General features: G+C 44.3%; 25 protein-coding genes. 1 reads left to right on the forward strand and 24 read right to left on the reverse strand.

Translation table 11 applies throughout. The features are described from left to right. Positions 1-58: 58 nt before the first annotated feature. The 13 genes from D7Y06_RS17195 to amrA all read right to left on the reverse strand — a co-directional run bounded on the left by D7Y06_RS17195 (position 59) and on the right by amrA (position 11,481). The gene (locus D7Y06_RS17195; protein WP_120408973.1) at positions 59-1,171 is read right to left on the reverse strand and encodes an RtcB family protein; all 1,113 of its coding nucleotides are present in this window, start codon (positions 1,169-1,171) and stop codon (positions 59-61) included. A 99-nt stretch (positions 1,172-1,270) separates the two neighbouring features. Beyond that, complete coding sequence (arr, locus tag D7Y06_RS17200; protein ID WP_120408974.1) at positions 1,271-1,681, reverse strand: NAD(+)--rifampin ADP-ribosyltransferase; 411 nt, start codon at positions 1,679-1,681, stop codon at positions 1,271-1,273. 159 nt (positions 1,682-1,840) lie between these two features. Further along, entirely contained in the window at positions 1,841-2,251 is a 411-nt protein-coding gene (locus tag D7Y06_RS17205) for an iron chaperone (protein WP_120408975.1), read from the reverse strand. 16 nt (positions 2,252-2,267) lie between these two features. Then, positions 2,268-2,555 (reverse strand): DUF1905 domain-containing protein, encoded by a 288-nt coding sequence (locus D7Y06_RS17210; protein ID WP_120409003.1) that lies wholly within the window; start codon positions 2,553-2,555, stop codon positions 2,268-2,270. Between the two features lie 87 nt (positions 2,556-2,642). Next, on the reverse strand, positions 2,643-2,777 hold the full coding sequence (locus D7Y06_RS27675) for a hypothetical protein (protein WP_256387234.1): 135 nt from the start codon (positions 2,775-2,777) through the stop codon (positions 2,643-2,645). 623 nt (positions 2,778-3,400) lie between these two features. Next, positions 3,401-4,012 carry an alpha/beta fold hydrolase gene (locus D7Y06_RS17215; RefSeq protein ID WP_120408976.1) on the reverse strand — a complete coding sequence of 204 codons (612 nt, stop codon included), beginning with the start codon at positions 4,010-4,012 and terminating at the stop codon, positions 3,401-3,403. Between the two features lie 251 nt (positions 4,013-4,263). After that, positions 4,264-4,914, reverse strand: a complete 651-nt coding sequence (locus D7Y06_RS17220; RefSeq protein ID WP_120408977.1) for a TetR/AcrR family transcriptional regulator — start codon at positions 4,912-4,914, stop codon at positions 4,264-4,266. 394 nt (positions 4,915-5,308) lie between these two features. Beyond that, positions 5,309-6,058, reverse strand: coding sequence for a triose-phosphate isomerase (tpiA, locus tag D7Y06_RS17225; RefSeq protein ID WP_120408978.1), 750 nt, complete (start codon positions 6,056-6,058; stop codon positions 5,309-5,311). 166 nt (positions 6,059-6,224) lie between these two features. Then, the gene (locus D7Y06_RS17230; RefSeq protein ID WP_120408979.1) at positions 6,225-7,433 is read right to left on the reverse strand and encodes a phosphoglycerate kinase; all 1,209 of its coding nucleotides are present in this window, start codon (positions 7,431-7,433) and stop codon (positions 6,225-6,227) included. Between the two features lie 117 nt (positions 7,434-7,550). After that, entirely contained in the window at positions 7,551-8,552 is a 1,002-nt protein-coding gene (gene gap, locus D7Y06_RS17235; protein ID WP_120408980.1) for a type I glyceraldehyde-3-phosphate dehydrogenase, read from the reverse strand. A gap of 150 nt (positions 8,553-8,702) precedes the next feature. Beyond that, positions 8,703-9,230, reverse strand: coding sequence for a hypothetical protein (locus tag D7Y06_RS17240; RefSeq protein WP_120408981.1), 528 nt, complete (start codon positions 9,228-9,230; stop codon positions 8,703-8,705). After that, positions 9,230-10,078 (reverse strand): alpha/beta hydrolase, encoded by an 849-nt coding sequence (locus D7Y06_RS17245; RefSeq protein ID WP_120409004.1) that lies wholly within the window; start codon positions 10,076-10,078, stop codon positions 9,230-9,232. The genes D7Y06_RS17240 and D7Y06_RS17245 overlap by 1 nt, the downstream gene beginning before the upstream one ends. 17 nt (positions 10,079-10,095) lie before the next feature. Then, complete coding sequence (amrA, locus tag D7Y06_RS17250) at positions 10,096-11,481, reverse strand: AmmeMemoRadiSam system protein A (RefSeq protein WP_120408982.1); 1,386 nt, start codon at positions 11,479-11,481, stop codon at positions 10,096-10,098. A gap of 205 nt (positions 11,482-11,686) precedes the next feature. Between amrA and D7Y06_RS17255 the strand changes: the two genes are divergently transcribed. Next, positions 11,687-12,505 (forward strand): MerR family transcriptional regulator, encoded by an 819-nt coding sequence (locus D7Y06_RS17255; protein WP_120408983.1) that lies wholly within the window; start codon positions 11,687-11,689, stop codon positions 12,503-12,505. Positions 12,506-12,567: 62 nt separating this feature from the next. Here D7Y06_RS17255 and D7Y06_RS17260 read toward each other — a convergent pair whose 3' ends face one another. From D7Y06_RS17260 to D7Y06_RS17310, 11 genes are all read right to left on the reverse strand, one after another. Next, the gene (locus D7Y06_RS17260) at positions 12,568-13,257 is read right to left on the reverse strand and encodes a DUF6033 family protein (protein WP_158591405.1); all 690 of its coding nucleotides are present in this window, start codon (positions 13,255-13,257) and stop codon (positions 12,568-12,570) included. 129 nt (positions 13,258-13,386) lie between these two features. After that, positions 13,387-15,846, reverse strand: a complete 2,460-nt coding sequence (locus D7Y06_RS17265; RefSeq protein ID WP_120408985.1) for an ABC transporter permease — start codon at positions 15,844-15,846, stop codon at positions 13,387-13,389. Beyond that, positions 15,846-16,514, reverse strand: coding sequence for an ABC transporter ATP-binding protein (locus D7Y06_RS17270; RefSeq protein ID WP_120408986.1), 669 nt, complete (start codon positions 16,512-16,514; stop codon positions 15,846-15,848). Before D7Y06_RS17270 ends, D7Y06_RS17265 begins: the two co-directional genes overlap by 1 nt. A gap of 77 nt (positions 16,515-16,591) precedes the next feature. Beyond that, positions 16,592-17,830, reverse strand: coding sequence for a hypothetical protein (locus tag D7Y06_RS17275; protein ID WP_158591406.1), 1,239 nt, complete (start codon positions 17,828-17,830; stop codon positions 16,592-16,594). Continuing rightward, positions 17,797-18,519, reverse strand: coding sequence for an ATP-binding cassette domain-containing protein (locus D7Y06_RS17280; RefSeq protein WP_120408988.1), 723 nt, complete (start codon positions 18,517-18,519; stop codon positions 17,797-17,799). The genes D7Y06_RS17275 and D7Y06_RS17280 overlap by 34 nt, the downstream gene beginning before the upstream one ends. 9 nt (positions 18,520-18,528) lie before the next feature. Further along, complete coding sequence (locus D7Y06_RS17285) at positions 18,529-18,894, reverse strand: GntR family transcriptional regulator (protein ID WP_120408989.1); 366 nt, start codon at positions 18,892-18,894, stop codon at positions 18,529-18,531. Between the two features lies 1 nt (position 18,895). Beyond that, positions 18,896-19,591: a hypothetical protein gene (locus D7Y06_RS17290; protein WP_120408990.1), complete on the reverse strand. Its 696-nt coding sequence runs from the start codon at positions 19,589-19,591 to the stop codon at positions 18,896-18,898. Then, the gene (locus D7Y06_RS17295; RefSeq protein WP_158591407.1) at positions 19,551-20,465 is read right to left on the reverse strand and encodes an ATP-binding cassette domain-containing protein; all 915 of its coding nucleotides are present in this window, start codon (positions 20,463-20,465) and stop codon (positions 19,551-19,553) included. The genes D7Y06_RS17290 and D7Y06_RS17295 overlap by 41 nt, the downstream gene beginning before the upstream one ends. A 59-nt stretch (positions 20,466-20,524) precedes the next feature. Then, entirely contained in the window at positions 20,525-21,691 is a 1,167-nt protein-coding gene (locus tag D7Y06_RS17300; RefSeq protein ID WP_120408992.1) for a sensor histidine kinase, read from the reverse strand. Continuing rightward, positions 21,664-22,338 (reverse strand): response regulator transcription factor, encoded by a 675-nt coding sequence (locus D7Y06_RS17305; protein WP_120408993.1) that lies wholly within the window; start codon positions 22,336-22,338, stop codon positions 21,664-21,666. The genes D7Y06_RS17300 and D7Y06_RS17305 overlap by 28 nt, the downstream gene beginning before the upstream one ends. Before the next feature lie 10 nt (positions 22,339-22,348). Next, positions 22,349-26,152: a phosphoribosylformylglycinamidine synthase gene (locus D7Y06_RS17310; RefSeq protein ID WP_120408994.1), complete on the reverse strand. Its 3,804-nt coding sequence runs from the start codon at positions 26,150-26,152 to the stop codon at positions 22,349-22,351. Positions 26,153-26,211: the final 59 nt, after the last annotated feature.

Below are 26,211 nucleotides of genomic sequence, written 5' to 3' on the forward strand. Positions count from 1 at the left end.
ACCATACATGCCGGAAGAATGCAGTAAAATCAATAGTTTTAGGCTGTATTTTTGTTAATCAGCAGACACTATATATAGGCTTTATTACCCTCTCCACATCCGCCGTATCCCTGATATTTTCCACAATATCCTCCATGCCCTTATAGGCCATAGGGCATTCATCTAATGTATCTTTATTCACCGACGTAGTATAAATACCTGCCATCTGTTTCTTAAATTCCGACACTGTAAAAGATTCCTTTGCCTCAGAGCGGCTCATCAACCGCCCTGCCCCGTGGGGCGCCGACTGATTCCAATCCTCATTTCCCTTTCCAATGCAAATCAGGGATCCGTCCCTCATGTTAATAGGAATCAAAATCCGCTCCCCTTTTTTGGCAGAAACCGCCCCTTTCCTTAAAATCATGGCCTCCGTGTCAATATAATTGTGAATGGTGGTAAACTGCTCTAAGACATGCAGTTTCATCCCTTTTATAATCTCATCCACCATAGCCTGCCTGTTTAATGCTGCATATTTCTGGACAATTTTCATATCGTGGATATACTGGTCAAAAAGTTCAAAGGACACATAGGCAAGCTGCCTGGGAATATTGGTTCTTTTTATGTTTTTATCCGTCCCGTTTAACTCCCTGTATCCCGCTTCCTGGTAAACATTTGCCACTTCCAGCCCCAGATGACGGCTCCCGGAATGTACCACAAGATAAATATTCCCCTCATCATCCTTGTCGGCCTCAATAAAATGGTTTCCTCCCCCTAAGGTTCCCAGGCTTTTTTCCGCCCTGACGGGATTGATATATTTGTAACAATATAACTCTTTTAAATTAATTTTCTCAAAATATTTATGGGTCTTCTCCCGTACGTTAAATCCTGAAGGAATTTTTTCATAAATCAGCTTATCCAGCTTCTGCAGTTCTATGTGGCTTTCTTTGATTCGTATGGTCTCCATTCCGCATCCAATGTCCACTCCCACCAGGTTTGGGACAATTTTATCCCCTATGGTCATGGTTGTTCCAATGGTACACCCCATCCCCGCATGAATATCCGGCATCAGACGAATTCTGCTTTCTTTCACAAATTCCTGATTCAATAAAAGCATCACCTGGGAGATGGATGCCTCGTCCACGGTATCTGTAAAAATTTTTGCTTCGTTATATTTTCCTTTTAATTCTATCATTTTTTCATCCTTCGCCTTACATATAATACTTACACTTTAAACCCTTTTATCTTCAAAATCTATTCTCATCTGCTAAAATACACTCTCCCTTTTCCATTACTATTCGATTGCCCCAATCCCCATACGATCCAGACGTTCCAGATTATCCCTCATGTTCTGCAGCACCTCCGGCGAATGCCCGGTCCAGCCGACCACCTCGCCTACAATCCGCAAAGGCTCCTGTGTACGGTAAGACTTTGTGGGATTACCGGGAAATTTTTTATCCGTCACGTTCGGGTCATCTTCAAACTCACCCTCCGGCTCCACAACATAAATCCTCTGCCTGCCGTCCCCGGCCGCTAATTCCGCACCCCAGACAGCCGCATCCAGCGTCCCCGCAAAATAAACATACTTTGCCGTCCTGTCGGCATAATTGGACAAAAAACCTTTCGTCAAAAAATCACCCGTCTTTAAATCCGCCTTAGTCCCATGAAAAAAAGTACCGCGGCTAAATATTATCTTCTCATTCATCTAAAAAACCTCCTCTCAATCACAGGCCTCATTATATTAAAAAAAATCCTTCCTAACAAGTCTATAAATATCACTCGTTTTATTGTATAATAAGAGTAGGAGGAAACACGAACTATCCATTGGGCGAAGCTGCTCCAACTGCCTGAATACTTTCCAATCTTACGGATGGTTCCCCGTCTCATAACACCACCTGGCAATGTCGGAGATCAATTCCACTGGAACCGTCCTGCTGTAAGGAAGCTGTATAGCTCCCTTGCTGGTCTTGTATCCTTTCAGACGTTCGGAAAATTCCCGGACAGCCTCCGGCCCCGGATACAGGCCCACATGATTTTTAAAGCCGGCAAACTGGATGATATTATGATTCTTCCAATAAGTCGGCATACTCCATGAAATCCTCTCCTCCGCTTCCGGCAGCGCTGCGCAGAGCACTTTCCTTATTTCTCCTAGATATTCCCGCACCTCTTCCGGCTGTGCCGCAATATATTCATCCACCGTTTCCGGCGCTTTCCCGCAGTAATGGCTCTGCTCCTGCCTTTTAAAAGTACGCCCGCACTTCGGACACGTCCACATCTTTATCCCTCCTGCCTCATTCCCGTTCCTTGATCGTCACCAGTACCCTGTCCCCCGGCTGCTTCCCTATCCGGGAACGGATATCCTTACGCACGCCGATAATATAGCACACACTCCCGTCAGCGTTCTTTACCCCCATATTCACGACACTGCCATCATAGGGTTCCCCGTCAAAGGTGGCATGTACCTTCACTCTTCCCCTCCCAAACTCTTTCCTGATATCATAGGGAAAAATGACGTAAGCGCCCCCTGTCTCCCCCGCTTCATAAAGCAGGGACTCATACTCATACACTCTGCCGTTCAATATCTTCACCTCATCTATTCTTTTCAAGTTCATTCTCAATAAACTGCTCTTGTGTCCTGACCGATTTGATTTTTATATCCTCCCGTCCTAAAACAATCCGCGTATCAATTCCACACCCTCAAAATTATCTGCAAGGCAGACCATCATAAAATCATCGTCCATATATCGGAGTGATTTCAAACGTTCTAAGTCCTGTTGATGTGTCTGTTCTGTTGTACTCAAAAATATCATCTTCTTCCACTGCCTTTATTATACATCCAACAATCCTTTATGAAAACTGAATTTTTCGTGAATTTTCTATAACTCCACATCATTGCGCTTTTTAATTTGAATAATCTGTGTTTGGGTTCTGTGCCTGCTCTCGTTCTGAAGCTCCCTCTCAAGATTTATTCTGTTATAGCTGATTACCTCGGCATAATTCCCCCTTTCTCCCACATGGGGTGTTGCATGGTTTACGGTTGCATTTTACTCAAACAGAATGGTGATTTTTAGTTATACAAAGAGCGATAAGCGGAAGATACATAGATAAAAGTGACAACCTTTGCCAAAGTCCTTCAAATGCTATAATACTTCCTTGAAATTTTGGCTTATCCGCCATTACAAAAAAAGCAAAACAAATCAAAGAAAACAAAAGTTAAGTATCGCCCTATTATGGGAGAAGTGTCTATCTTATTATGGAAATGAACAACAGAGCAAAATGGGTACGCTGCCCTGTCTGCGGAAATAAGACACCGGGCGGCATATCAAGGCTCTTTCCCTAAAAAGTAGTAAATTGGTAGTAAATTCAGCTTGAAATCCTGCTTATATGCCCGAAAATCAAGACATTTTTGAGATAATCAACCATTTTAAGCGTAAAATAAACTCATTGCATTTGCTAATTTATTAGAAGCAAATACATTTATTTCATGTCCTGCTTTATCAATTAAATATAATTTGGCATTAGAAATAAGATTTGCCATTTTCTTTGCCGCCTTAATATTTGCTGTATCCTTTTGACCGCATATTATTAAAGTTGGACACACAATATTTTTTAAGTCTTCCTCAAAATCCAAAAACCTCATTGAATTTGTCAATCGGATTATGTCTTGTTTTGCTATTCCATCTTTAGAAAAAAGAGTGTTCGGCATAATGCGGAATACTATATTTTGAACTCTTAACAGCAGCTTCGGCATTTTGTACTGTGGCGCAATCAACACTAAAGATGAAACTTTATCAGCATGATTCAGCGTATAATTTAATGCCAGAACTGCACCTAACGAAATTCCGCAAAGATTTATGGAATTTGAAAAATCATCAACGTAATTTTCAAAGGCAAGATACATTTTTTCATAATCCTTATCTTCACATAAATGAAGCAAGTCTGGGCAGTATGCTTTAATACATTGTGGCAAAACAGATAATGTTTCATTCCAGCTTGAAGGATTTTGCCCCAATCCATGAAGAAAAATTAAATCCATATGTTATTCTATACCTCCATCTTTTCAACTTGATTATGTAAATTTATCCATACCGCTATTGCAATCATAAGTATTACAGCAATAATGGCTATAATGACAGGATGTATAAAAAGTGTCATGCCTATAATCTGGCATAAAATTGATACAATAACAAAGCAAGGAAAATATGCAATTCCTATCAGCGTTATATCTATTGAATCTTGAAATAATGGGAATAGACTTTCAGATGATAAAAAACACCATAATATTTTTTACTCTGTTTTGATTTCGCCCATATTGGAAAGGGTTTTTTTAACATCTTCCATGATTTCATCGTCAATCAAAGGAAGCCCCATTTTATCTAATAATTCTTTGATAAATACAAATTTGTGATGTAATTCTTCTGCTGTCGCCGGATAGATTGATGGTGTCAGCCATAAATCAAATAAAGGGATTAGCTCTGATAATTCTTTGGCATATTCAGTATGAATAGAACCATCTTTATTTCCCTCGGTAAGAAGTTCAAACCACAAGGGGCTAAGCAGCTGCTTATTAGATTCAAAAATTCCTGCAAGTATACGGGGATTCTTCAGTATAGGTATTGCTTGTAATGAAAGGTCGACAGCTTCTTTATCCGATTGGTTTAATACCATTGCCATTTTCATTTTTTGCAGTCCATTTAAGTTCTTTTGCTTTTTCACAATATCCAATGGATTTTTTTCTAAGAACATCTTATTAACCAAAGCGTCCATAATTTCCTCTTTTGATTTAAAGTGATGATAAATAGCCCCTCTTGTAAGACCTCCAAGTTCTTCTACAATATCTTGAATCGTAGTATTGTCATATCCATTAGTAAGAAATAGCCGCTGCGATACTTCTAATATTTTTTCAACGGTTACTTCCGGGTATTTGTTTCGTGCCATAAATATATCACCTCATCATACATTTATTCGGTATGTTTGAGTATAGCCATAATTAAGAAGCTTGTCAAGATAATTTTAAATAAATGAGAGGGATTCAGCAGTAGTCAGCATTGTGGGAAAATTAAAACTTTTGAATTTGTGGGAATGTTTATAGCTTATCTTCATCTTCTTCCACTGCCTTTATTATACATCTAATGGTTTTTCGTCTGTGAAGTCACGTTTGATGAAATCATCTGATTTTTATGCTTCCCTATTATAGTCAATATTCCACAGAAATACAACTCCTGGAAAAATAGCAAAACAGGACAGAAAAACCAATCCAAAGGTCTGGTTTTCCTGCCCTGCCTTATCATCTTTAAGTATTACGAAACAAAACTGTACGAAATCCTATCTATTATTTGTAGCAGACAATCTTTCCAAAATCCGGTTTCAGGGAAGCTCCTCCCACCAAACCGCCGTCAATATCCGGTTTTGCGAAAAGCTCTGCCGCATTTCCTGCATTTACAGATCCGCCGTACTGGATACGGATAGACTCTGCCGTTGCATCGTCATATACTTCTTTGATACAGTTACGGATTGCTGCACAAACCTCTTCCGCCTGGTCTGAGGTTGCTGTCTCCCCTGTTCCAATTGCCCAGATTGGCTCATATGCAATCACTGCAGTTTTCGCCTGGTCTGCCGTTACGTTCTGGAATGCAATCTTAATCTGCATACGGATCCAGTCAATGTAAATGCCCTGTTTTCTCTGGGTTAAAGACTCGCCGCAGCAGATAATAGGTGTAATGCCATGCTCAAAAGCCTTTAAAACCTTTTTATTTACCGTCTCGTCTGTCTCTGCAAAATACTCTCTTCTCTCAGAGTGGCCGATAACAACATATTTTACCCCTGCATCGGTAAGCATTGCAGGAGAAATCTCTCCTGTATATGCTCCGCTCTCCTCAAAATACATATTCTCGGCGCCAATCTGGATGTTGGTGCCCTTAGCTGCCTCCATGGCGGGAATGATATCAATGGCCGGAACGCAGAAAACTACGTCCACTTCATCATTTTTTACCAAAGGTGTCAGCTCTTTTACAAGGGCAACTGCCTCGCTGGGAGTTTTATTCATTTTCCAGTTTCCAGCAATAATTTTCTTTCTTGCCATTTTCTATTTCTCCTTATCCTCTTCATTATTTCACTGCTCTCACAAGGATGTTCTGTTCGCTAAGTTCAGCCTGCGCCTTTGGTTTGGCTTCACTAACCTCACAGAACGGCCTCGCACTAAGCTCAGCCTGCGCCTTACGGCTTGACTTCACTAAGTTGCTTTCGGCCTATTTGTCATTTGCTGCAGCCACGCCCGGCAGTTCTTTTCCCTCTAAGAACTCTAAGGAAGCTCCGCCCCCTGTGGAAATATGGCTCATCTTATCTCCGAATCCCAACTGGTTTACTGCTGCTGCGGAATCGCCGCCGCCGATGATTGTGGTGGCATCTGTCTCTGCCAGGGCTTTTGCAACTGCGATGGTTCCTTTTGCCAGGGTTGGGTTCTCAAATACGCCCATAGGCCCGTTCCACACAACTGTCTTTGCAGATTTTACTGCCTCTGCGTACATCTCTGCCGTCTTAGGCCCGATATCGCATCCCTCTCTGTCTGCAGGCATGTCAGCTACATCACAGGTCTGAATTTCAACCGGAGCATCAATGGGGTTGGGGAATCCTGCAACGGTCACGGAATCTACAGGAAGAAGTAATTTCTTGCCAAGCTTTTCTGCTTTTGCAATCATCTCTTTGCAGTAGTCAATTTTGGTATCATCCAAAAGAGATTTTCCAATCTCATAGCCCTGTGCTTTTAAGAATGTATATGCCATACCACCGCCGATAATTAAGGTATCGCATTTCTCCAGCAGGTTGGAAATTACGTTTAATTTGTCTGCAACTTTTGCACCGCCTAAGATGGCTACGAAAGGCCTTACAGGATTTTCCACTGCATTGCCTAAGAAATCAATCTCTTTCTGCATTAAGTATCCCACAACGGCTGTGTCCACAAGCCCTGCAACACCTACGTTGGAGCAGTGTGCCCTGTGGGCTGTACCGAAAGCGTCATTTACAAATACATCGCAGAGAGATGCCAGATCTTGGGAGAATGCCTCTCCGTTTTTCGTCTCCTCTGCCCTGTAACGGGTGTTTTCAAGCAGGATAACTTCTCCGTCTTTCATAGCTTCCACTGCTGCTTTCGCATTGGGTCCTACGACTTCCGGGTCTGCTGCAAATTTTACTTCCTGTCCCAAAAGCTCTGTAAGTCTTTTCGCTACAGGCGCTAAAGACAATTCCGGCTTTGGTTCTCCCTTGGGTTTTCCAAGATGGGAGCAAAGAATCACTTTTCCTCCGTCTGCAATTAATTTTTTAATGGTGGGAAGAGCTGCAACCAGACGGTTTTCATCTGTGATTTTTCCCTCTTTTAAAGGTACGTTAAAATCGCATCTGCAGAGAACTCTCTTTCCTGCAACATTAATGTCATCTACGGATTTTTTGTTCAAAGACATGGGTATATCCTCCTTTAAATTTTTAAAAAGGTCCGGTCCAAAAAGACCGGACCCTTTTGAGTCAGATTTTTATAATGTAGTTCTGCTGGCTATGCCAGCAAAACGGCTGTTCCATACCTATGATAACTCAGAGAAGTATTTGATTGTACGAACCATCTGAGAAGTATAGCTGTTCTCATTGTCATACCAGGAAACAACCTGTACTAAGTTGTCCTCCCCTACCATAGTCTGTGTTGCATCAAAGATGGAGCCTGCTGTGCTTCCGATGATATCAGAAGATACGATTTCCTCATCATTGTATGCGAAGGACTCGGTAGCTGCTTTCTTCATAAAGTCGTTAATCTGCTCTTTTGTAACAGATTTCTCAACAGTTGCAACTAAGATAGTTGTAGAACCTGTCGGGCAGGGAACACGCTGAGCGGAACCGATTAATTTTCCGTTTAATTCCGGAATAACAAGTCCGATTGCTTTTGCAGCGCCTGTGCTGTTTGGAACGATATTTACTGCTGCTGCACGGGATCTTCTCAGATCGCCTTTTCTCTGAGGTCCGTCAAGAGTCATCTGGTCACCTGTGTAAGAGTGAATTGTGCTCATGATACCGGATTTGATTCCTGCCAAGTCATTTAATGCTTTTGCCATGGGAGCTAAGCAGTTTGTGGTACAGGAAGCTGCGGAGATAATAGTATCTTCCGGTTTTAATGTAGTGTGGTTTACATTGTATACGATGGTAGGAAGGTCGTTTCCTGCTGGAGCAGAGATAACAACTTTTCTGGCACCTGCATTGATATGAGCCTGAGCTTTCTCTTTGCTTGTGTAGAATCCAGAACACTCTAATACAACGTCAACTTTTAAATCACCCCATGGGCAGTTGTTTGCATCCGGGAAAGCGTAGATTTTGATTTCTTTTCCGTCAACTGTAATAGAATCCTCTCCTGCGGATACTTTGTCAGCCAAAGCATATTTACCCTGAGAAGAATCATATTTTAACAAGTGTGCCAACATTTTGGGGCTTGTCAAATCATTGATTGCTACTACTTCATATCCTTCTGCACCGAACATCTGTCTGAATGCAAGACGGCCGATACGGCCAAAACCATTGATTGCTACTCTTACTGCCATTCTTAATTCCTCCTAAAAAAATTTTAAGTAAGTTAATATTTGAGCAAGCTTGCCCAACCTGTCTATATTTTAACCAATTTTTTCCCAAATTACAAGTCTTAACCTGTACTTTGTTAAAATTTTCACTTTTTTTTATTTTCTGTCCCAAATTCATGTCTCCTCCCCCGGAAAAAAGTCTGCAAAAAACTCCTTGTCCTTAAGTATATTAAGGATTCCTTCCAGTTTTTTATCCCTTTTATGATAAACTTTCATTCTCTTCCAGGGAATGTCGGTGACATATTCCCTCTGCCTGTCCGTAAGGCAGCCAAGCATCCTTTCGTACAATTCCCTGTCCCTGTGTACAACCAGGCCAAAATTACAGGGGATATAGATAATATCTTCCCCGGTGCCTGCCTTAACCACCCTCCGGAAACTTGTTCTGCCGTATTTGTCATATTCCTTCACATAGGTCACCTTCTGGCCCATCGTATGCTCCGGCTTTGTGAGGCAAATCACCCCGGTATTTAACAAATGTTCCCACACTACATTCTGCACCCGCTCATAGTTTGCCGGAAAGTCCAGCTGTCCCATAATCTCTCTTATGGAATACCCCCTGTTCCAAAGATGGCGGATGGCGCCGCCGTTTGCCGCATCCTGGGAAAAATTGGTAAGGGCGCCTTTGAAATAATCCTCCGGCATTATCCCACCAGCTTTTCTTTAAAAAAGAGAGTAATGCTCTGCCAGACTTCTTTCTGGAAAAAACGGATATCCGCATGGTCTGCGTCCTCTATCTCAAGAAGCGTCACGTCACACCCTGCGTCTTCCAGTTTTTTGTACAGGGATTCCCCCTGGGAGAAAGGCACCGTATGGTCGTTATCCCCGTGGATAATCAAAAAGGGGGGAGCATCTTTTGTCACATAATAGACAGGGCAGATTTTCTCCGCCTCCTCCCTGTTTGTCATGGTATTCTTTCCCAGGAGAAGGGATTCCATGGAAACCGCCGCCATTTCCTCCGTGGGATATTTTATTTTTGTCACATCCGCAGGAGGATACCAGGTAACAGCCGCCTTAAGGGAGCTTGTCTCATCCAAAAAAGCTCCTGCGTCATAAGACGGATCATGCACAAGGGCCGCCATTGCCGCAAGGTAACCCCCGGCGGACTCCCCCATAATGCCCATGCGGTTTTTGTCAATGTTATAACGCTCTGCATGGGCTTTTAAATAACGGATTCCCCCTTTTACATCTAAAAGGGGCAGGGGATAGCAGACTTCGTTGGTGGTGCGGTACTCTACGCTGGCCACCACAAATCCCTCCATGGCAAGGATGGATAAGTAAGCCAGATGGGCGGACCTGTCCATGGTGCGCCAGGCCCCTCCGCATACCCACACAATGCAGGGATACGCTTTTGTGTTATCCTCGGGATAAATGATATCCATTTTTAAATCTTTCCTGGTGTGCCCAAACCAGTTGTCCACCTGGGCAAAGGTAATCCCGGTAATCACGGAATACTGGGGGTTTTCCACTTTCACTTTAATTTTTTTTCTCATTTTTGCCTTCTTTCTCATCACTGAATATGACGCTCTACCTCAAATCTCTCTATGGAAACATCCTCCTCTTCAGGGATTCCTGCCTTTTGTTTTGCAATGGCAATCTGCTCTTCCACCGTATCCACCCCTGCCAGGCTTGGCAAAAGCAGACCTCTTTTTTCTCCCTTTGTCACAATGACCCCATACCGTCTCACATCCAGTTCCCTGAGGGAATTCACAGGCTCTGTCTCCCCCAGCACATCCACGCTGACGGTAAGGTCTTCTAACTCCTCCGGCAATATGGGTTCAAATCTGGGATCGTTTACCGCAGCGCTTATGGCATTTTCCATAATCTCCTGGGCCACACAGTCGTAGGCGCTGTGAATCGTTCCAATACATCCCCGAAGCCTGCCCTGCTTTTTTATGGACACAAATACCCCTGCCCTCCTAAAATACATTTCCCCTGGAAGCCCCATGGGGGCTGCCGGCTTTTTCCCAGAGAAAATAAACTCTTCTATGGTACTTCTCGCCAAGCGCACATATGCATCCCCATCCATGAGGGAAGCTAATTTCACCCGGAGTTTTTTCACATATGTATCTTTAAAACTCCGGGATGCATCCTTCCTTAAAACTTCATAGGAACAGATTCCGTACCCCACGCCAAAAGGCCCCTCATAGGAAAATTTTAAGGATTTCACGGCCTTTCTATCCAGGGCCCCTGCCAAAACCACAAAGGAGCGGTGGCCGCACTCCCCGGCTCTGGCGCAAAATTTTTCCTTAAAATCAAAGAGTTCCAAAAAACGGCCCTCTCCCATAATATCCATAATGGCTTTATCATACTCCGGCCCTTCTTTTTTAAAACCGTAAGGCCCGTCCTCTTTCAGACAGTGGGATAAATCCCCGCTGGCAAGAACCACTGTATTTCTGCTCAGAGCCTCCGCCGTCTTTTGTATGCACTGCCCCAGTTCATAGTGATGCATAAAAGAAAGGCCGGAAGGTCCAATGCGCACCAGACGATAATCCGTATAGTATTGATTTACAAAATAAAGCGGCACCATGGTTCCGTGGTCTAAATCCCTCTCCTTTTCCCCTAACGTCCCAGCAGGGAGATTTTTCTCTTCTGCCACACCGGACAATGTTTTCACGAACTCCGTGTCATAGGAGACTTCCATCTTCTCCTGAGGTGCGCCAAACCGGGAAAAATCTCCCTTGGCCCCCTCTTTCGGTGAGATGTGAAAATAATCAGCATACATCGTCTGGTGGGGAGATATCACCACGATTGTATCAGGCTTCTCTTCCCCAATCCTTCTCCCCAATTCGAGATAGGCATCTATTGTACTTTGTATCTTTTTTTCTTCCCCTTTTCCCACCCCCGGTACGATGATAGGCGGGTGGGGAACCATATATGCGGTTGTAATTCCCATAAAGACCTCCTGCTAAAAGTATATACTATATTCTATTATACCCATAAATTTCACAGGTGTAAACAGGAAATCCTACTCAGACATGAGATTGAATGTTGTCGTTTATGTTCCTCCCTTCACCTTGTATTTATTTCCTATATATGATATTATTAACCGTACAGTAACTGTTCGGACAATGTTATTTTGAAAATTTTTTGAGGTGACTATGAATAAAAAAGAAAAGCTTCTCACAATCGGCCAATTCGCAGCTATGCATGGCATTAACAAAAAGACCCTTATGTGGTATGATGAAATCGGGCTGTTCAAACCGGCTGTCATCAACCCCGAAAACGGATATCGATGTTATAATTACCACCAAAGCCCTGTCCTTGAAACCATCCTTCTGCTGAGGGAACTGGATGTGCCCATCCATGAAATACAGGTTTTCATGAAAAACCGGTCCGCCGCCAGTTTAAAATGCCTTTTGGAAGAAAAAATTGCATGTATTGACATGCAGATTACCCACCTGCAAGCGGTCCGGACAACTTTATGTACGCATCGCCAAAATATGGACACGCTCCTAACCATGGACTTATCCGGAATCAGTATTGTGGAAAAAGAAGAACGCTGTCTGGTCACCGTGGACATAGACCGGAATACCTCATTTGAACAGGAAGTGGAACTAATCACTGCCGAGACCGAAAAATATCAGCTTGGCCGTCTCCATGAGGCATCTTATGGTTCTATGATCTCCGTTGCCGACCTGGAAAACGGCAGCTTTGACAATTATTCCAAACTCTTTATCGAGATCCCCTTTCTCCCATATCAAACCGGGCTGCATATCATGCCAAAGGGTAAATACTTAAAAGCCTTCCACAAAGGGGAGTGGGATGGCATCCCGAAGCGGTATCAGGAAATCCTGGACTATGCAAAGGAAAACGGGCTGACCCTCCATGGATTTTCCTATGAAATGGGTATCAACGAAAATGTCATTGACCGGATTGAGGATTACATCGTACAGATTGAAATTCCTGTTAAAAGATAAACGGAAAACTACTGGCTAAATATCGGCCAGTAGTTTTGTGTGAATTTTAAGTATTTTTGTTTTTAAATGCTGCAATCAAAACGGCTGCCAGCGGTTTCTTCTTTCACCTTATCCCAATCCACATTACGGATTTTGTCAAGAAGCTCTTCCACAGAATTTGCCTTCACCGTAATCCGCTTGCCATAATCTTTTTTCTCCTGCTCTTTTGCAGCCTTAGCCCTTTCTTCTCTCTTTGCTTCCTTGGTATCCTCAATGTGCTCTCTCTGTTTATCGCTCATTTTCTGAAGTTCTGCAAAGTAAGATACCGTCCCGTCTTTTCCGATAGAAACGCCAAGATTTACCACCTCGTCTTCTTTATCCGAAAGCTGGTCTTTTATCTCTTTCAATTTTCCCGTGGACTCTTCGATAATGGAAAGATTCTTCTCTTTGTAATCAGGATCCGCCGCCATTTTTTCCAGCTCTTCCGGGTCGATTAACACACTGTACTCTTTGGTCCCCCTGGAGAGATAACTTTGGGCTTCCTCATCGGAATTAAAACTTGCCACCATGAAATCCATATTTCCGTATCTTCTCTTAAGCTCTGCCAGCAATGCTTTGGCATTGGCGCTAAGTTTTGGCGTGTCCTTCTTTACACCGTCTGGCCCCTCATTTTTACTTGTTTTTTTGCTCTGTCTGCTTTTCTGATTTTTCAGCGTACTGTCATAAGTATTTGCCTGATACGCTCCGTAGCTTCCCACTTTGTTCATCGGCATAACCTCCCTGTTATATCGGCCAAAACCGGCCATTAATTCCCTTTATATGCTATAGTTATTATATCGGCAGAACAGATAGCTTTCTTAAGAGGAATACGCCGGTACTTTTCACAGACAGATGTTTAATGGCTATTCGCTGTAACGTATCCTCTCAATCAGAGATTCCTTTTTCACTTTTCCTCCCAGCGCCCCAGCCAGAAACATCTGAACGGCCAGGAGAATCAACGCAACAATGATTACCGCTGCAAGGGGATAATGATACTCCCTGATATTAAACCACCCCTGGTCCTTTGCCGTTAAAAATACAGGATACCCCAGGAGGCTGCCAAGTCCTACGGAAATAATCAGGGTGCCTGCAGTATAAAACAGGCCTTCCGTGCGAAGCATTTTTACAAGCTGATGGTTTGTCATTCCCATAGCCTGCATCATCCCGATTTCCTTTTTGCGGATGTGGACGCTGTGAATCATGGTGTTTATCACATTCATAATACAGATAGCCCCTAAAATCCCAAGAAAGGCATAGGCTGCCGCCGTTGTGACGGCAAGTGCGCTTTTCCACTGGTCATACTCTTTTTTCCAGGTATTTAACTCACACCTTTCGTTTCCTTCCATCAGCCCCTCAAAGGCCAAAAGGGTATCCTTATTATATTTTTCTTTTGCAAAAACAGAATACGTGCCTTTCAAATCTCCGTCACAAATTTTAGAAATCCCCTCTGACGCCATATACAAATACTGAAATTGTGAGAATCCTGCCGGGAAATCTGATATGGCAATCACTTCCACCTCCACGGTTTTCTCTGTCCCGTCTGACACCTTAAGTTCCAGGGTATCTCCCAGGCTGATATCTGGAAACCAGTAGAGCATATTTTTATCCACAATACATTTTGTTCCGGTTTTTAAGTCCTCGTAGGTGGCGCTTCCCTCAACGATTCCGTCCAAAAGAAAATCTGCATACTCCTCTGGCACTCCCTTTATGCCCCAGGTTTCCCCGTCAAAAGTGTCTGAGGTTACATGGGCTTCCGTAAAAGTCACCACGGATGTCACACCCTCAATTTCTAAAATCTGCTGTTTTAATTCTTCTGTCAGAGGATTGTCTTTTATCACATAACTCCACTCCCATTCCGGGTGTTCCCTGTTTCCCGACTGTGTAATAGCAGAGATTTCGTACTGTCCTGTGAGGGAAGCGTCTGCGCTCTTTTTGGGGTCTGCACAGGATAAAACCGTTGCCACCACAATAACAAAAACTCCTGTAAGAGACATTGCAAAAATTGTGATAAAGCTGTTTTTCTTTTTCCCAAGAAGATATATTTTGGCAAGGCCCAAAACAGACATTTCCTTATGGCTCTTTCTTGATTTTTTAGCCCTCTTCCCGGTCTGCCCCTCTGTCCCCTGGAAACGGATAGCTTCAATCTCCGATATTTTTGAGACAACACGCATAGGCTTGTGCAGGGCTAATCCCACGGTAAAAAGGGTGACTGCAACGGCCAGCACATACAGGGAAATATGGTAAAGCTGCACATCCCCGGAAGATATCACCTCTCTTAATGCTCCCACATAAGCATTGTCATCTCTGCTGACATTTGCTATGGAAAGCAATATGATTTTGGTAAGGACGGTTCCAAGAACCAGGCCAATGGGCATTGCAATCATTGCCACAGACATTCCCTCCCAGAATACCATGCCCTTAAGCTGCTTTTTGGATGCACCCATTGCCTTTATTTTTCCAAATTCCCGGACTCTGTCAGACAGCCCCACATAATAAATACTGTAAATGGTTATTACTCCCGCCAAAACGATAATGCACATAATTCCCACAATGACAGGCACCATAACCGGGTCCACATAATTTGCCCCCAGGTAGTTATCATTTACCCGGACAGCCGTCTCTGCTATTCCCAGACGCCCTGTCATTTTTAAAATCCGCTCTTCTATCTGGGTTGTGGTCTCATCCTCTTCCGTAATAACCTGAAAAAGGAAACGGTAAACGATTTCCTCCCCCGGCACCTCACTCCTTAAAAAATCTTCAGACACCAGTGCGTTAAACATTGTCTGGTCTTCTGCCGTATCCTCCAAAAATCCTGTTACCACAAATTCCTTTTCTTTTGTGTAATCCGTTATCCCCCCGTGCATTACCTGATAGGGAACCTTTATGGTATCCCCAATTCCGGCTTTTTGTCCCAGACACCTTAAAATCCCCTGGGACACCACAATCTCATTTTCTTTCCGGGGCATATTCCCTTCTAAAAGTTCCATGTTGTAAAGGCTCATTCCGTGGTCATCTAAAAACATCATGGATATCTGGGCATCTTTTACCGGCATAATTCCCACATCGCTTCTCAATCCGTAAACCATAATTTCATGGCTCACGGAAAGCTTTTTCATTGTCTCCTCACTGACATCCCGAACCAGGGCGTGCCAGTGAGGGTAGATCTTATTGGTAACTGCATACTGGCATTCTATCATATCTTTCCCTATGGTGGGAACAAGAAACAAAAGCAGCGTAGTTAAAAATATGGCGATTCCAATAAGAATATTTTTGCTTTTGTGATATTTCATATTCTGTACTGCGATTCTTCTTACCATAGACATTATTTTACCACCTTTCCGTCCTCAATCATAACTACCACATCCGCCATCTGGGCAATTCCCTCGTCATGGGTAATCATAATTAATGTCTGCCCGTAGTCCCTGACACATTTTTTTAAGATGCCCATCACTTCCCGTTCTGTCTGGGAATCCAGATTTCCCGTAGGCTCATCTGCAAGGATAATCGCCGGGGAAGAGACAAGCGCCCTGGCAATGGCGCATCTCTGTTTCTGCCCCCCGGAAAGCGTGCTTGGCAGCGCATTTTTCTTATCATCAATCCCAATATTTTTCAGTACATCCGACACATCATTTTCCTTTACTTTCTTTCCCGCAAGCCCCAAGGGCAGTACCACATTTTCCCACACCGTAAGGGAGGGAATCAGGTTAAAATCCTGGAAAATAAATCCGATTTTTTCCCGGCGGAATGCAGCCAGGGCATCTCCCCTTAAAGCATACATATCTTTTTCTTCAATAAATACTTTTCCCGAATCCGGCACATCAAGGCCCCCCAAGAGATGGAGCAATGTGGACTTTCCGGAGCCGGAGCGGCCGATAATTGCCGTAAATTTTCCCCTCTCTATCTCAAGATCCGTATGGTCCACCGCCTTTACAATATTTCCCTCGGTTCCATAATATTTCACCAAGTTTTCTACTTTTACAATACTGCTCATATCATGTATCTCCTTCCAAATGTTTTTCTTTTCACTTAGTATACTTTCCGGGAATTACAAAACCCTTACAAAAACTATTACAGTTTTGTAAGGGTTTTGTAATTCCCCATCAACTCCACAATCCTTCTTAGTCCCCTTTTAACTTCAGTGTCTAACTCTTCCACATCCTTCTCTAAGGCTTCCACATCCCCAAGTTCCCCCTCAATTCCCAATTTCTGGAACTTCTCCACATAATCGGCAATAAAATTATATTCACTATAGTATTTCTCCTCATACAAATCGTTCAAACTCTGCCACCCGGTAAAACTTTTCTCCACCGCCCTGTCCGGGAAATCAAGTTCCAACTGAATACTTCCGTCATCCTCATAAATCCGAAAACCCTGTATTTCTTCTATACCGTACACATCCTCCTGCCAAAAATTCCGGATGCGGATTTCCTCCCCTGCAATTTCCGTATACCGATAGTTTTCCACAGTCCCCAGCACAAATGCGCTTACCAGAGAAAGAAAAGAAATCATGTAAAAAAAACGGGAAAGCTTTTTCGTGTCATTGTTTTCCATCCCGAAAATCCACATAGCAATGCAGATAAGAACTGCAAAGATACTGTACTTATTTGGATAACTGCGGCATACCGCCACCGTCTCCTCCATGGGAAGTTCCAGAAAACTACTTACTACAATCCAAAACAATAACAATCCCACCACCAGGGACATCACAAGAATGATACATTCCACTGCCGTCCAAAGTGCTGCAATCCCCCTCAAAAAGAGATGGCTCATGCCCTCATTCCCGGTTTTAAGCTGAAAAAGGAAATGCTTTTTCATAATAAATCCAAAAAGATAAGGACAAATGGCGCAAAAAATTCCCAGGCCCACAAAAAAAGCCGCCATTTCGTATCCTTTTCCACCAACCTTTTCCCAGGCAAGAAATACCATAATCCCCGAAAAAAGAAGCACCCGGAAAAAGGGACGATTCATCCGGGAAAATACATACCGGAAATAGGCTTCCGCCGGAAATGCATGAAACCGCAGCACCTGGCTCACCGGCATCCTTTTCCCCGGTATGTCCCCCTCCGATACATAAAAATACCGCTCCCACTGATGTCTGCCGATGGAAAAAGCCGCAAACACCAAAAGCAGGGCCCCTCCCCCATAATAACCAATCCCATTATCGTCCCCGAACAATGCATACAAAAAGGCAAGGCCCGCAAATCCGGCTTCCGCAAAGATACTTTTCCTGCAATCGGAATCATTATTCTTTTTCACCCACCTGGCAAAATCCTTTACTTCCATACGCCCTGTTCCTTTCCCATCCATTCAAAAAACCTGTCCCTGTCCCCGAAAAATTCCATATTTCCCCCTTCCATCACCGCCACATAGTCGGCGATATCCTCCACATCCTCTAAAATATGGGTGGAAATTATCACGCTTAATTTGTCCTCTGCAATCTGCTTTTGAATCCGTTCCATAAGGCTGACCCGAAACACCGCATCCAAATTTGCCCCTGGCTCATCCAAAATCAAAAGCTTGGGCCTCCTTGCCAGGACAAAGGCAAGCTGCACCTGCTTTTTCTCCCCTGTGGACAATTCCTCCAAGGTCTTTTCCAAAAGTTTTGTATCCGTATCAAACTCTTCTAAAATCTCCCTGAAAACCTTAAACTGAAAATCGGGATAAAAATCCCCGAAATACTCTGCATTTTCCCCAATGCTTTTCTGCCGGAAAAAAATATCTTCTTCCCCCACATAGGCAATGTCTCTCCTGATGTCTGACTTTGCCATTTCCCCGGCCCCTGAAAAATTCCTGCCATTCCACAGAACCTCCCCGGTCTCCGGCTGGTAAAGCCCGAAAAGCAGACGAAGCAGGGTAGTTTTCCCGGAACCGTTTTTTCCAAGGAGAACCATAAGATATCCCTGGCCTAACCTGAAATTTACATTTGTAATCCTAAAACCTGTGGGTTTTCCCATTGCGGTACGCACCCCATAGGAAAGATTTTCTGCCTGTAACATATGTCCCCCTTACCAGAAAATTTCCACCATTTCCTTAACCTCTTCTTTTGAAATTCCCGCCTCTTTACACTTTTTCACGGCCTGTGCCAATTCCTCTTCCACACCCCGCACCCGTTTTTCCTCCAAAAAATCCCTGTCCGGATTGTCCACATAAAAGCCCTTTCCCGGCACAGAATACACCATGCCCTCCTTTTCCAGTTCCTCATAGGCCCGCTTGGTGGTGATAACGCTGATTTTCAAATCGCTGGCCAGGCTGCGGATTGAGGGCAGCATTTCCCCTTCCTTCAAGATTCCTTTTAAAATCAGTTCCCGCATCTGCACCACAATCTGCTCATAAATGGGCACGCCGCTTTTTGACTGTATTCTCAGATTCATTTTATTGCCTTACCTTTCCCCTGCATATTTTTACGGTCTGTACGCACAGCAGCACAAAGAAAATCCCATCCAGCACAGGGGCGGTATGAAACCTGCCAAAAGCAATAAAAGACAATTTTTTTACACCTGCAAATTTTCCTATGCTATAGAGCAGGAGGTAAAAAAGCGACCCATAAAAACAATACACATTGCCCCAGACAGACCACAGGGAAAATTCCGCCCTGTCCCTTTCCTTCTCCTCCAACACAAACGCCGGGCGGTTTATGCCCTCCATCACGGACCAGATATACCAAACCCGCATGGCAAAGAGGACAAGAAACACAAAAACCGCCGTTTTCACCTGATAAAAAACTGCTTCTTCATTCCACAAATTTCTCTCCGAAAAAACAAAAAATAAAACATTTCCCAAGGCATAGGCAAATGTATAGATGCCGGAAATCAGTGTGCTCTCCCATATATCCAGCTTTTTTCGCTCCTCTTTGGCTCTGGGAAGCAAATCTTCCATGTAGGAAACAGGAACTTCCATTTTAATTTCCATAAAAGATACAAACAGTATCAAAAGAATCCCATTGGGAAAACCGCCATATAATCCTGCAAAAATCCCCCCAAATATCAGCAGAAAAAAGAGAAATGCTTTCACACACAAATCAACTCCTTTATTTTCCATCCAAATCCGCAAAACCGCTTTTTTCCACATAGTACATAATCTCCTTTAAGGTGGGATATCTGCTGACTTCCCTTAAATTTTCCGGCAGTTCCTCCCGCCTGGCATATGCTAAAAACTCCTTGGCATATTCCCTGTCCCGGATACCTGCCACCGACCCCTCCGGCAAAACTTCTGCTTCTTCCCCCGATGCCTGAATTAATTGAAACCGCTCCAAAAGCCTTTCCGTTGTGCCAAAATATTTCTGGGCTGCCCCTTTCTCTTCCCCCTCCCCATCCTTCTCCCAAATCCACAAAAGGTAATCCGCCATCCGTTCCAGTTCTTCCACCAGATGGCTTACATAGATAACGCTTTTCTCTCCGTCCCGGGTAAGTTTTTGCACTTCCTCCCAAAATCTTTCCCGAAACTCCCTGTCAAGATTTCCCGTAGGTTCATCAAAAATATAAAGGCAGGCGTCATGGGAAAGGGCAAAGGCAAGCTGCTGCCTGATTTTCTGTCCTTTGGATAGTTTTTTTATGCAGACTCTTTCCGGCACTTCAAACGCTTTTAACCGCTGAAGATACCCCGATTGGTCAAAATTGTCATAATATTCCTGATACAGCACTCCGCAGTCCAGGGAATTTAATTTTTCAGGGAAAGGATTCTCATTTAAGACGAAAGCCAGATTCTTTTTGTAGGAAACAATATCCTTTATGGGAGTCCCCTGAAAAAAAATCCTCTCCTGCTCCTCTTTTTGGCAAATGCCAAGAAGCGCCTGTACCAGCGTAGATTTCCCCACGCCGTTTCGCCCCATAATTCCTAATATATACCCCTTGGGCAGTTCAAAATCAACACTGTCTAACGTGAATCCCTTTCTCTTTAACGTTAAGTTCCGGCATTTCAGTAAAATTTCATTTTCCTGTAACATTTGCATCCCTCTTTTTATATACAGTATACACACACATGCACAGTATGTCAACAAAAATATTACATCTGCATGGTAATCTGAAAAATCGTTCCCTTACGCTTTCTTTTTGCTAAAATCGTCCCCCCCTGCTCCTCTATAATCTGTCTTGTAAGGTAAAGCCCTACCCCGGCTCCCTCTTTTACCATTTCTAAAGCCTTTTCCCCCCGGTAAAACCTGTGGAAAATCTTATGGAGTTCCTGAGAAGAAATCCCGATTCCCTCATCCTCAATCTCAAGGGATGCCATATTGTTCCATGCTGTTACCCTGACTTTTACCACTCCTTTTGGCAGGGAATATTTAATTGCGTTATCCAGCACATTTACAAAAGCCTCCACCGTCCATTTTTTGTCCATGGAAAGCCAGAGGTCCCCTGGAATATCTGCCTGGATTTCAACTTCCCTGGAATGCGCTTTCATATAAACCTGGTTGATGGCTTCCAGAATCAAATCCTTTAGATTTACCCTCTCCCGTTTTAACTGAATCATATGGCTCTCTAACCGGGACAATTTCATAAGCTCTTCCAGAAGGCTTTCCAGTTTGTCAATTTCCTGTTCTTCCCTCTCTAAAAACTCCCTCCTCTCTTCCTCCGTGAGACATTCTTCCTGCATCATCTCATAATTTAACCGCACTGCGGCAAGAGGTGTCTTTAGCTGATGGGAAATATCCGTAATCAGAGACTTTGTGGAATTTTCCTCCTGCTCTAGTTTTTCTCTCAACATGGAAAAATATTTCCCCAATCCCGAAATACGCTCCCCCATCTCCTGCATGGCAAGACCTGTCTCCTTATCCACACCTTCGCAGTCCGCCTCTTCCCTTATCTCATAGTTTCCCTGCAAAAACTGATTTAACTGCTCTTCAAAAAGGTGAAGATTTTTTATCAGGCACTGTGAAAACTTCCTCTCTCTTACTCTTATCTGAAACTCCAGGAAAACCGCTGAAAAAAGCACAACACCCCCGGCAAAAAGGAAAAAATTTATCATGGTTTCTCTCTGCTTTTTGTCATAGTATTGGCAGATTTCTGCCAGCTCCGCCTCCCGTTCCGGATACACAGTGGTAAATTCTTCTTTTTGTTTCTCCGTAAGCCTGGCATTTTCCCTGATACAGAACAATGCGTTAAAAGACACCAGAAGAACTGCGGCCAAAACCAGTATTACGTTTCCTATTTTTTGTATGTTTTTTCTGTCCATATATACCCCAGCCCTCTTACATTGGAAATACAGTCTGTCCCCAGTTTGCTTTTTAACCTGCTGATATTTACATTCACCGTATTTTCCTCCACAAACTGCCCGTCGTTCCCCCATATTTTCGTTAAAATCTGTTCTTTCGTCAAAATCTGCCCTGCATTTTCCAGAAAATATAAGAGAAGAAGCAGTTCCGTCCTGCTAAGAGACAAAATTTCCCCATGCTTTTTTACCTGCATCTCTTTTTTGTGTAACTCAATTTCCCCGGAACATAAGACATCATATTCCAGTCCCTGCAGCCTGCGCATCAGGGCATTTACTTTGGAAATCAACACCGCCAGGGAAAAGGGCTTTGTAATGTAATCGTCCGCCCCCGTGTCATAGCCGTTTATCATGTCAATTTCCGTATCCCTTGCCGTTAAGTACAAGAGATAACAGGCGCTGTTTTCCCTGACCCAGTTTCCAAAATCAAGGCCGCTTCCGTCGGGAAGGTTTATGTCGCTGATAACCATTTCTACTTTTTCTTTTAAAAAATACTTTTTTCCCTGAGAAACAGAAGAAGCAGAGAAGACCTGATAGCCTTCCCTGCACAGCTTTAAAGAAATTCCCCTGTTTAAATTTTCGTCATCTTCTAATATTAAAATTGACTGCATGGTTCTACCCTTATTTAAAATAATTCACCCCGGATGCAAAAAGCTTCATATCCTGCTCTCCGTAAATATTGATTGCAACACTTTCTCCGATGCGCTCTGCGTGGGCCATTTTCCCAAGGATACGCCCGTCGGGGCTTGTGATGCCCTCTATGGCTGCATAGGAGCCGTTCACATTCCACTCTTCGTCCATGGTGGGCGTGCCCTTTTCATTGACGTACTGGGTGGCCACCTGCCCGCCCGCAAACAGTTTGTCAATCCACTCTCCCGCAGCTACAAAACGCCCCTCCCCGTGGGATGCAGGGGTGCAGTAAACCTCTCCTGTCACAGCGCCTGTAAGCCAGGGGGATTTATTTGTTACAACCTTGGTGTACACCATCTTGCTGATATGGCGGCCAATGGTGTTATAGGTAAGGGTGGGAGAATCCGGCGACTGTTCCCGGATTTCCCCGTAAGGCAAAAGCCCCAGTTTCATCAGTGCCTGGAAACCGTTGCAAATGCCAAGCATCAAACCATCCCTCTCATTTAACAGCTTATTTACCGCCTCTTTTAAGCGCTCATTGCGGAAGGCTGTGGCAAAGAATTTTGCGGAGCCCTCCGGCTCATCCCCGGCGGAAAATCCTCCCGGGAACATGATAATCTGGGATTTGGCAATGGCTTTTTCAAAAATATCCACGGAATCCCGGATATCCTCCTCACTTAGATTTTTAAAAACTTTCGTAATCACATCGGCCCCTGCCGCCTCAAAGGCCCTGGCGCTGTCATACTCGCAGTTTGTCCCTGGGAATACAGGAATAAACACCGTGGGCTTTGCCACTTTATGCTTACACACATACACCTTATCGGTTTTATAAATACCCGTCTCAACTTCTTTTGTATCAAAGGCTGCCCTGGTGGGGAACACTTTTTCCAATGTGCCCGTCCATGCCGAAATGGCATCCTCCATGGAAAGTTTCATATCTCCATAAATAAAGGCGGATTCTTCATTTACCCTGCCCACAGAGGTTACGAAGTCCAAAAGCCCTGCTGCCTCCAATGTTTTCTTCACTTCCTCCATTTTACCGGAAGGAACTTCCGCTGCCAGATTTCCAAATCCCGGGGCAAAGAGGGTTTCTAAGGATACGTTATCCGAAAGGGTAACTCCCAATTTATTTCCAAATGCCATTTTGCTTATGGCCGCCGCAAGGCCTTTTCCGTCTATGGCGTACACAGAGATGAGGGCGCGTTTTTCTGTGAGTTCATGAACTGCGTCATATATTTTCATCACCGTATCATACATTGGCAGGTCATACCCATCCTTTGGAACGGTAAATAACACCAGTTCATTTCCAGGGTTTTTAAGCTCCGGGGTAAGAATATTTTTCTCTTTTGCCACATCCACGGCAAAAGAAACCAAAGTAGGGGGAACGTCTATTTCATTAAAACTGCCGGACATACTGTCCTTTCCCCCGATGGAGGGAAGGCCAAATCCAATCTGGGCGCTGTAAGCCCCCAAAAGAGCTGCCACAGGCTGGCTCCAGCGGGAGGGTTCCTCAGACATTCTCCTGAAATATTCCTGGAAAGTAAAGCGGATTTTATGGAAATCCCCTCCCGCTGCCACAATGCGGGATACCGATTCCAACACGGCATACACAGCCCCGTGATAGGGGCTCCAGGAGGACAAATAGGGATCAAAACCGTAACTCATCATGGTAACGGTATCCGTTTTCCCCCCGGCCACGGGAAGCTTTGCCACCATGCTCTGAGTCTCCGTGAGCTGGTAACGGCCGCCGTAGGGCATATACACGCTTCCCGCCCCGATAGAGCCGTCAAACCGTTCCACCAGGCCCTTCTGGGAGCAGACATTCAAATCGGAAAGGGTCAAAAGCCATGCCGCCTTGATATCCTTTTTATCAAGAGCCTCTTTTACCTTTGGCGTTGAAATTTTATCCAGATAACAATCAGATTTAGACGGGATATCCACGGACACTTTCGTCTCCTGGTGGGCGCCGTTTGTATTTAAAAATGCCCGGGAAATATTTACAACTTCCTTTCCCCTCCAAGAAAGCACAAGGCGGGGCTCCTCTGTCACAACGGCAACCTTTACCGCCTCTAAGTTTTCTTCTTTTGCGTAGGCCAAAAACTGCTCTGCATCCTCCGGGGCAACCACAACAGCCATTCTCTCCTGGGACTCTGATATAGCAATCTCCGTCCCGTCCAAACCTGCATATTTCTTTGGCACCTTATCCAAATCCACCAAAAGGCCGTCCGCCAGTTCACCGATGGCAACGGAAACTCCCCCTGCGCCAAAATCATTGCACTTTTTAATAATATGGCTGACTTCCTCTCTTCGGAACAGTCTCTGGATTTTACGCTCCGTGGGGGGATTCCCCTTCTGCACTTCCGCTCCGCAGGTGTCAATGGAAGCCGTATTGTGGGCCTTGGAAGAGCCGGTGGCGCCGCCGCAGCCATCCCTTCCGGTACGTCCCCCCAAAAGGATAATGATATCCCCCGGGTCGGAGGTAAGCCTCTGCACTGCCCGCCTGGGGGCCGCCCCCATCACTGCGCCGATTTCCATGCGCTTTGCCACATAATTGGGATGATATATTTCCTTTACATAGCCGGTGGCAAGGCCAATCTGATTTCCGTAAGAACTGTAGCCGTTTGCCGCTCCCCGCACCAGTTTTTTCTGGGGGAGCTTCCCTTTCATGGTTTCTTTTACGGACACAGTGGGATCCGCCGCCCCGGTGACACGCATAGCCTGGTATACATACGTCCTTCCTGACAAGGGGTCGCGAATTGCCCCTCCAAGACAGGTAGCCGCCCCTCCGAAAGGCTCAATCTCCGTGGGATGATTGTGGGTCTCATTTTTAAAATTCACAAGCCACTCCTCTGTTTTTCCGTCCACCTCCACAGGCACCACAATAGAGCAGGCGTTAATCTCGTCAGACTCCTCCTGGTCCTTTAGTTTTCCCTCTTTTTTCAGCCTCTTCATAGCCATAAGGGCAATGTCCATCAGACACACAAACTTGTCATCCCTTCCCTCATAAAGATTTTGATAAGTTGCAAGGTAGTCTTCATATGTGTCCTGAATTGGCTTTTTGTAGTCTCCCTCCCCAAAGGCCACTTCCGTAAGCTCCGTAGAAAAAGTGGTATGGCGGCAGTGGTCTGACCAGTAAGTGTCCAGCACCCGGATTTCCGTCATGGAAGGATCCCGCTTTTCCTCATTTTTAATGTAATTTTGGATATGGAGAAAATCCTTAAAGGTCATTGCCAGATTTAAAGAACCATAAAGTTCCTTTAACTCCGTTTCCGGCATAGAAATAAACCCGTCAAAAATCTTCACATCCGCCGGTTCCTCAAACTTTGTAATCAAAGTTTCCGGTTTATTCAAATCCGTTTCCCTGGAATCCACAGGATTGATACAATGATCTTTAATGGCGGTAAGCTGCTCACTGCTCACATCCCCGGTAATCACATAGGTGGTTGCGGTGCGGATAACCGGCTCCTCCGTTTCATTTAACAGCTTCACGCACTGTTCCGCCGAATCCGCCCTCTGGTCAAACTGCCCCGGCAAAAATTCAACGCTGAAGGTCTGCCCGCCTTTTAAATCAAAACTCTCCTCATAAACAAAATCCACAGGAGGTTCGGAAAACACCGTGTGGATCGCCTTCCCATAGGTATCGTCGGAAATATTTTCAATATCATAGCGGATTAAAACCCGAACTTCCTCTAAAGTCTTAATTCCAAGATAACTTTTTATCTCAGACTTTAATTCTTTGGCCTGTACGGCGAAATCCGGTTTCTTTTCCACATAAACTCTTCTTACATTGCTCATGGTTTTTCCTCCATCTGTAATTTACTTCTGGTATTATCATATCACACCATGATAGATAT

Origin of the sequence: Roseburia sp. 1XD42-69, assembly GCF_003612565.1 — a bacterium.
Taxonomy (GTDB): domain Bacteria; phylum Bacillota; class Clostridia; order Lachnospirales; family Lachnospiraceae; genus Roseburia_B.

Bases quoted from the DNA above. Each gene is read 5' to 3' on its own strand.
- D7Y06_RS17195 (WP_120408973.1), bottom strand. From the start codon at position 1,171: ATGATAGAATTAAAAGGAAAATATAACGAAGCAAAAATTTTTACAGAT.
- arr (WP_120408974.1), bottom strand. From the start codon at position 1,681: ATGAATGAGAAGATAATATTTAGCCGCGGTACTTTTTTTCATGGGACT.
- D7Y06_RS17205 (WP_120408975.1), bottom strand. From the start codon at position 2,251: ATGTGGACGTGTCCGAAGTGCGGGCGTACTTTTAAAAGGCAGGAGCAG.
- D7Y06_RS17215 (WP_120408976.1), bottom strand. From the start codon at position 4,012: ATGGATTTAATTTTTCTTCATGGATTGGGGCAAAATCCTTCAAGCTGG.
- D7Y06_RS17220 (WP_120408977.1), bottom strand. From the start codon at position 4,914: ATGGCACGAAACAAATACCCGGAAGTAACCGTTGAAAAAATATTAGAA.
- tpiA (WP_120408978.1), bottom strand. From the start codon at position 6,058: ATGGCAAGAAAGAAAATTATTGCTGGAAACTGGAAAATGAATAAAACT.
- D7Y06_RS17230 (WP_120408979.1), bottom strand. From the start codon at position 7,433: ATGTCTTTGAACAAAAAATCCGTAGATGACATTAATGTTGCAGGAAAG.
- gap (WP_120408980.1), bottom strand. From the start codon at position 8,552: ATGGCAGTAAGAGTAGCAATCAATGGTTTTGGCCGTATCGGCCGTCTT.
- D7Y06_RS17240 (WP_120408981.1), bottom strand. From the start codon at position 9,230: ATGCCGGAGGATTATTTCAAAGGCGCCCTTACCAATTTTTCCCAGGAT.
- D7Y06_RS17245 (WP_120409004.1), bottom strand. From the start codon at position 10,078: ATGAGAAAAAAAATTAAAGTGAAAGTGGAAAACCCCCAGTATTCCGTG.
- amrA (WP_120408982.1), bottom strand. From the start codon at position 11,481: ATGGGAATTACAACCGCATATATGGTTCCCCACCCGCCTATCATCGTA.
- D7Y06_RS17255 (WP_120408983.1), top strand. From the start codon at position 11,687: ATGAATAAAAAAGAAAAGCTTCTCACAATCGGCCAATTCGCAGCTATG.
- D7Y06_RS17260 (WP_158591405.1), bottom strand. From the start codon at position 13,257: ATGCCGATGAACAAAGTGGGAAGCTACGGAGCGTATCAGGCAAATACT.
- D7Y06_RS17265 (WP_120408985.1), bottom strand. From the start codon at position 15,846: ATGTCTATGGTAAGAAGAATCGCAGTACAGAATATGAAATATCACAAA.
- D7Y06_RS17270 (WP_120408986.1), bottom strand. From the start codon at position 16,514: ATGAGCAGTATTGTAAAAGTAGAAAACTTGGTGAAATATTATGGAACC.
- D7Y06_RS17275 (WP_158591406.1), bottom strand. From the start codon at position 17,830: ATGGATGGGAAAGGAACAGGGCGTATGGAAGTAAAGGATTTTGCCAGG.
- D7Y06_RS17280 (WP_120408988.1), bottom strand. From the start codon at position 18,519: ATGTTACAGGCAGAAAATCTTTCCTATGGGGTGCGTACCGCAATGGGA.
- D7Y06_RS17285 (WP_120408989.1), bottom strand. From the start codon at position 18,894: ATGAATCTGAGAATACAGTCAAAAAGCGGCGTGCCCATTTATGAGCAG.
- D7Y06_RS17290 (WP_120408990.1), bottom strand. From the start codon at position 19,591: ATGTGGAAAAAAGCGGTTTTGCGGATTTGGATGGAAAATAAAGGAGTT.
- D7Y06_RS17295 (WP_158591407.1), bottom strand. From the start codon at position 20,465: ATGTTACAGGAAAATGAAATTTTACTGAAATGCCGGAACTTAACGTTA.
- D7Y06_RS17300 (WP_120408992.1), bottom strand. From the start codon at position 21,691: ATGGACAGAAAAAACATACAAAAAATAGGAAACGTAATACTGGTTTTG.
- D7Y06_RS17305 (WP_120408993.1), bottom strand. From the start codon at position 22,338: ATGCAGTCAATTTTAATATTAGAAGATGACGAAAATTTAAACAGGGGA.
- D7Y06_RS17310 (WP_120408994.1), bottom strand. From the start codon at position 26,152: ATGAGCAATGTAAGAAGAGTTTATGTGGAAAAGAAACCGGATTTCGCC.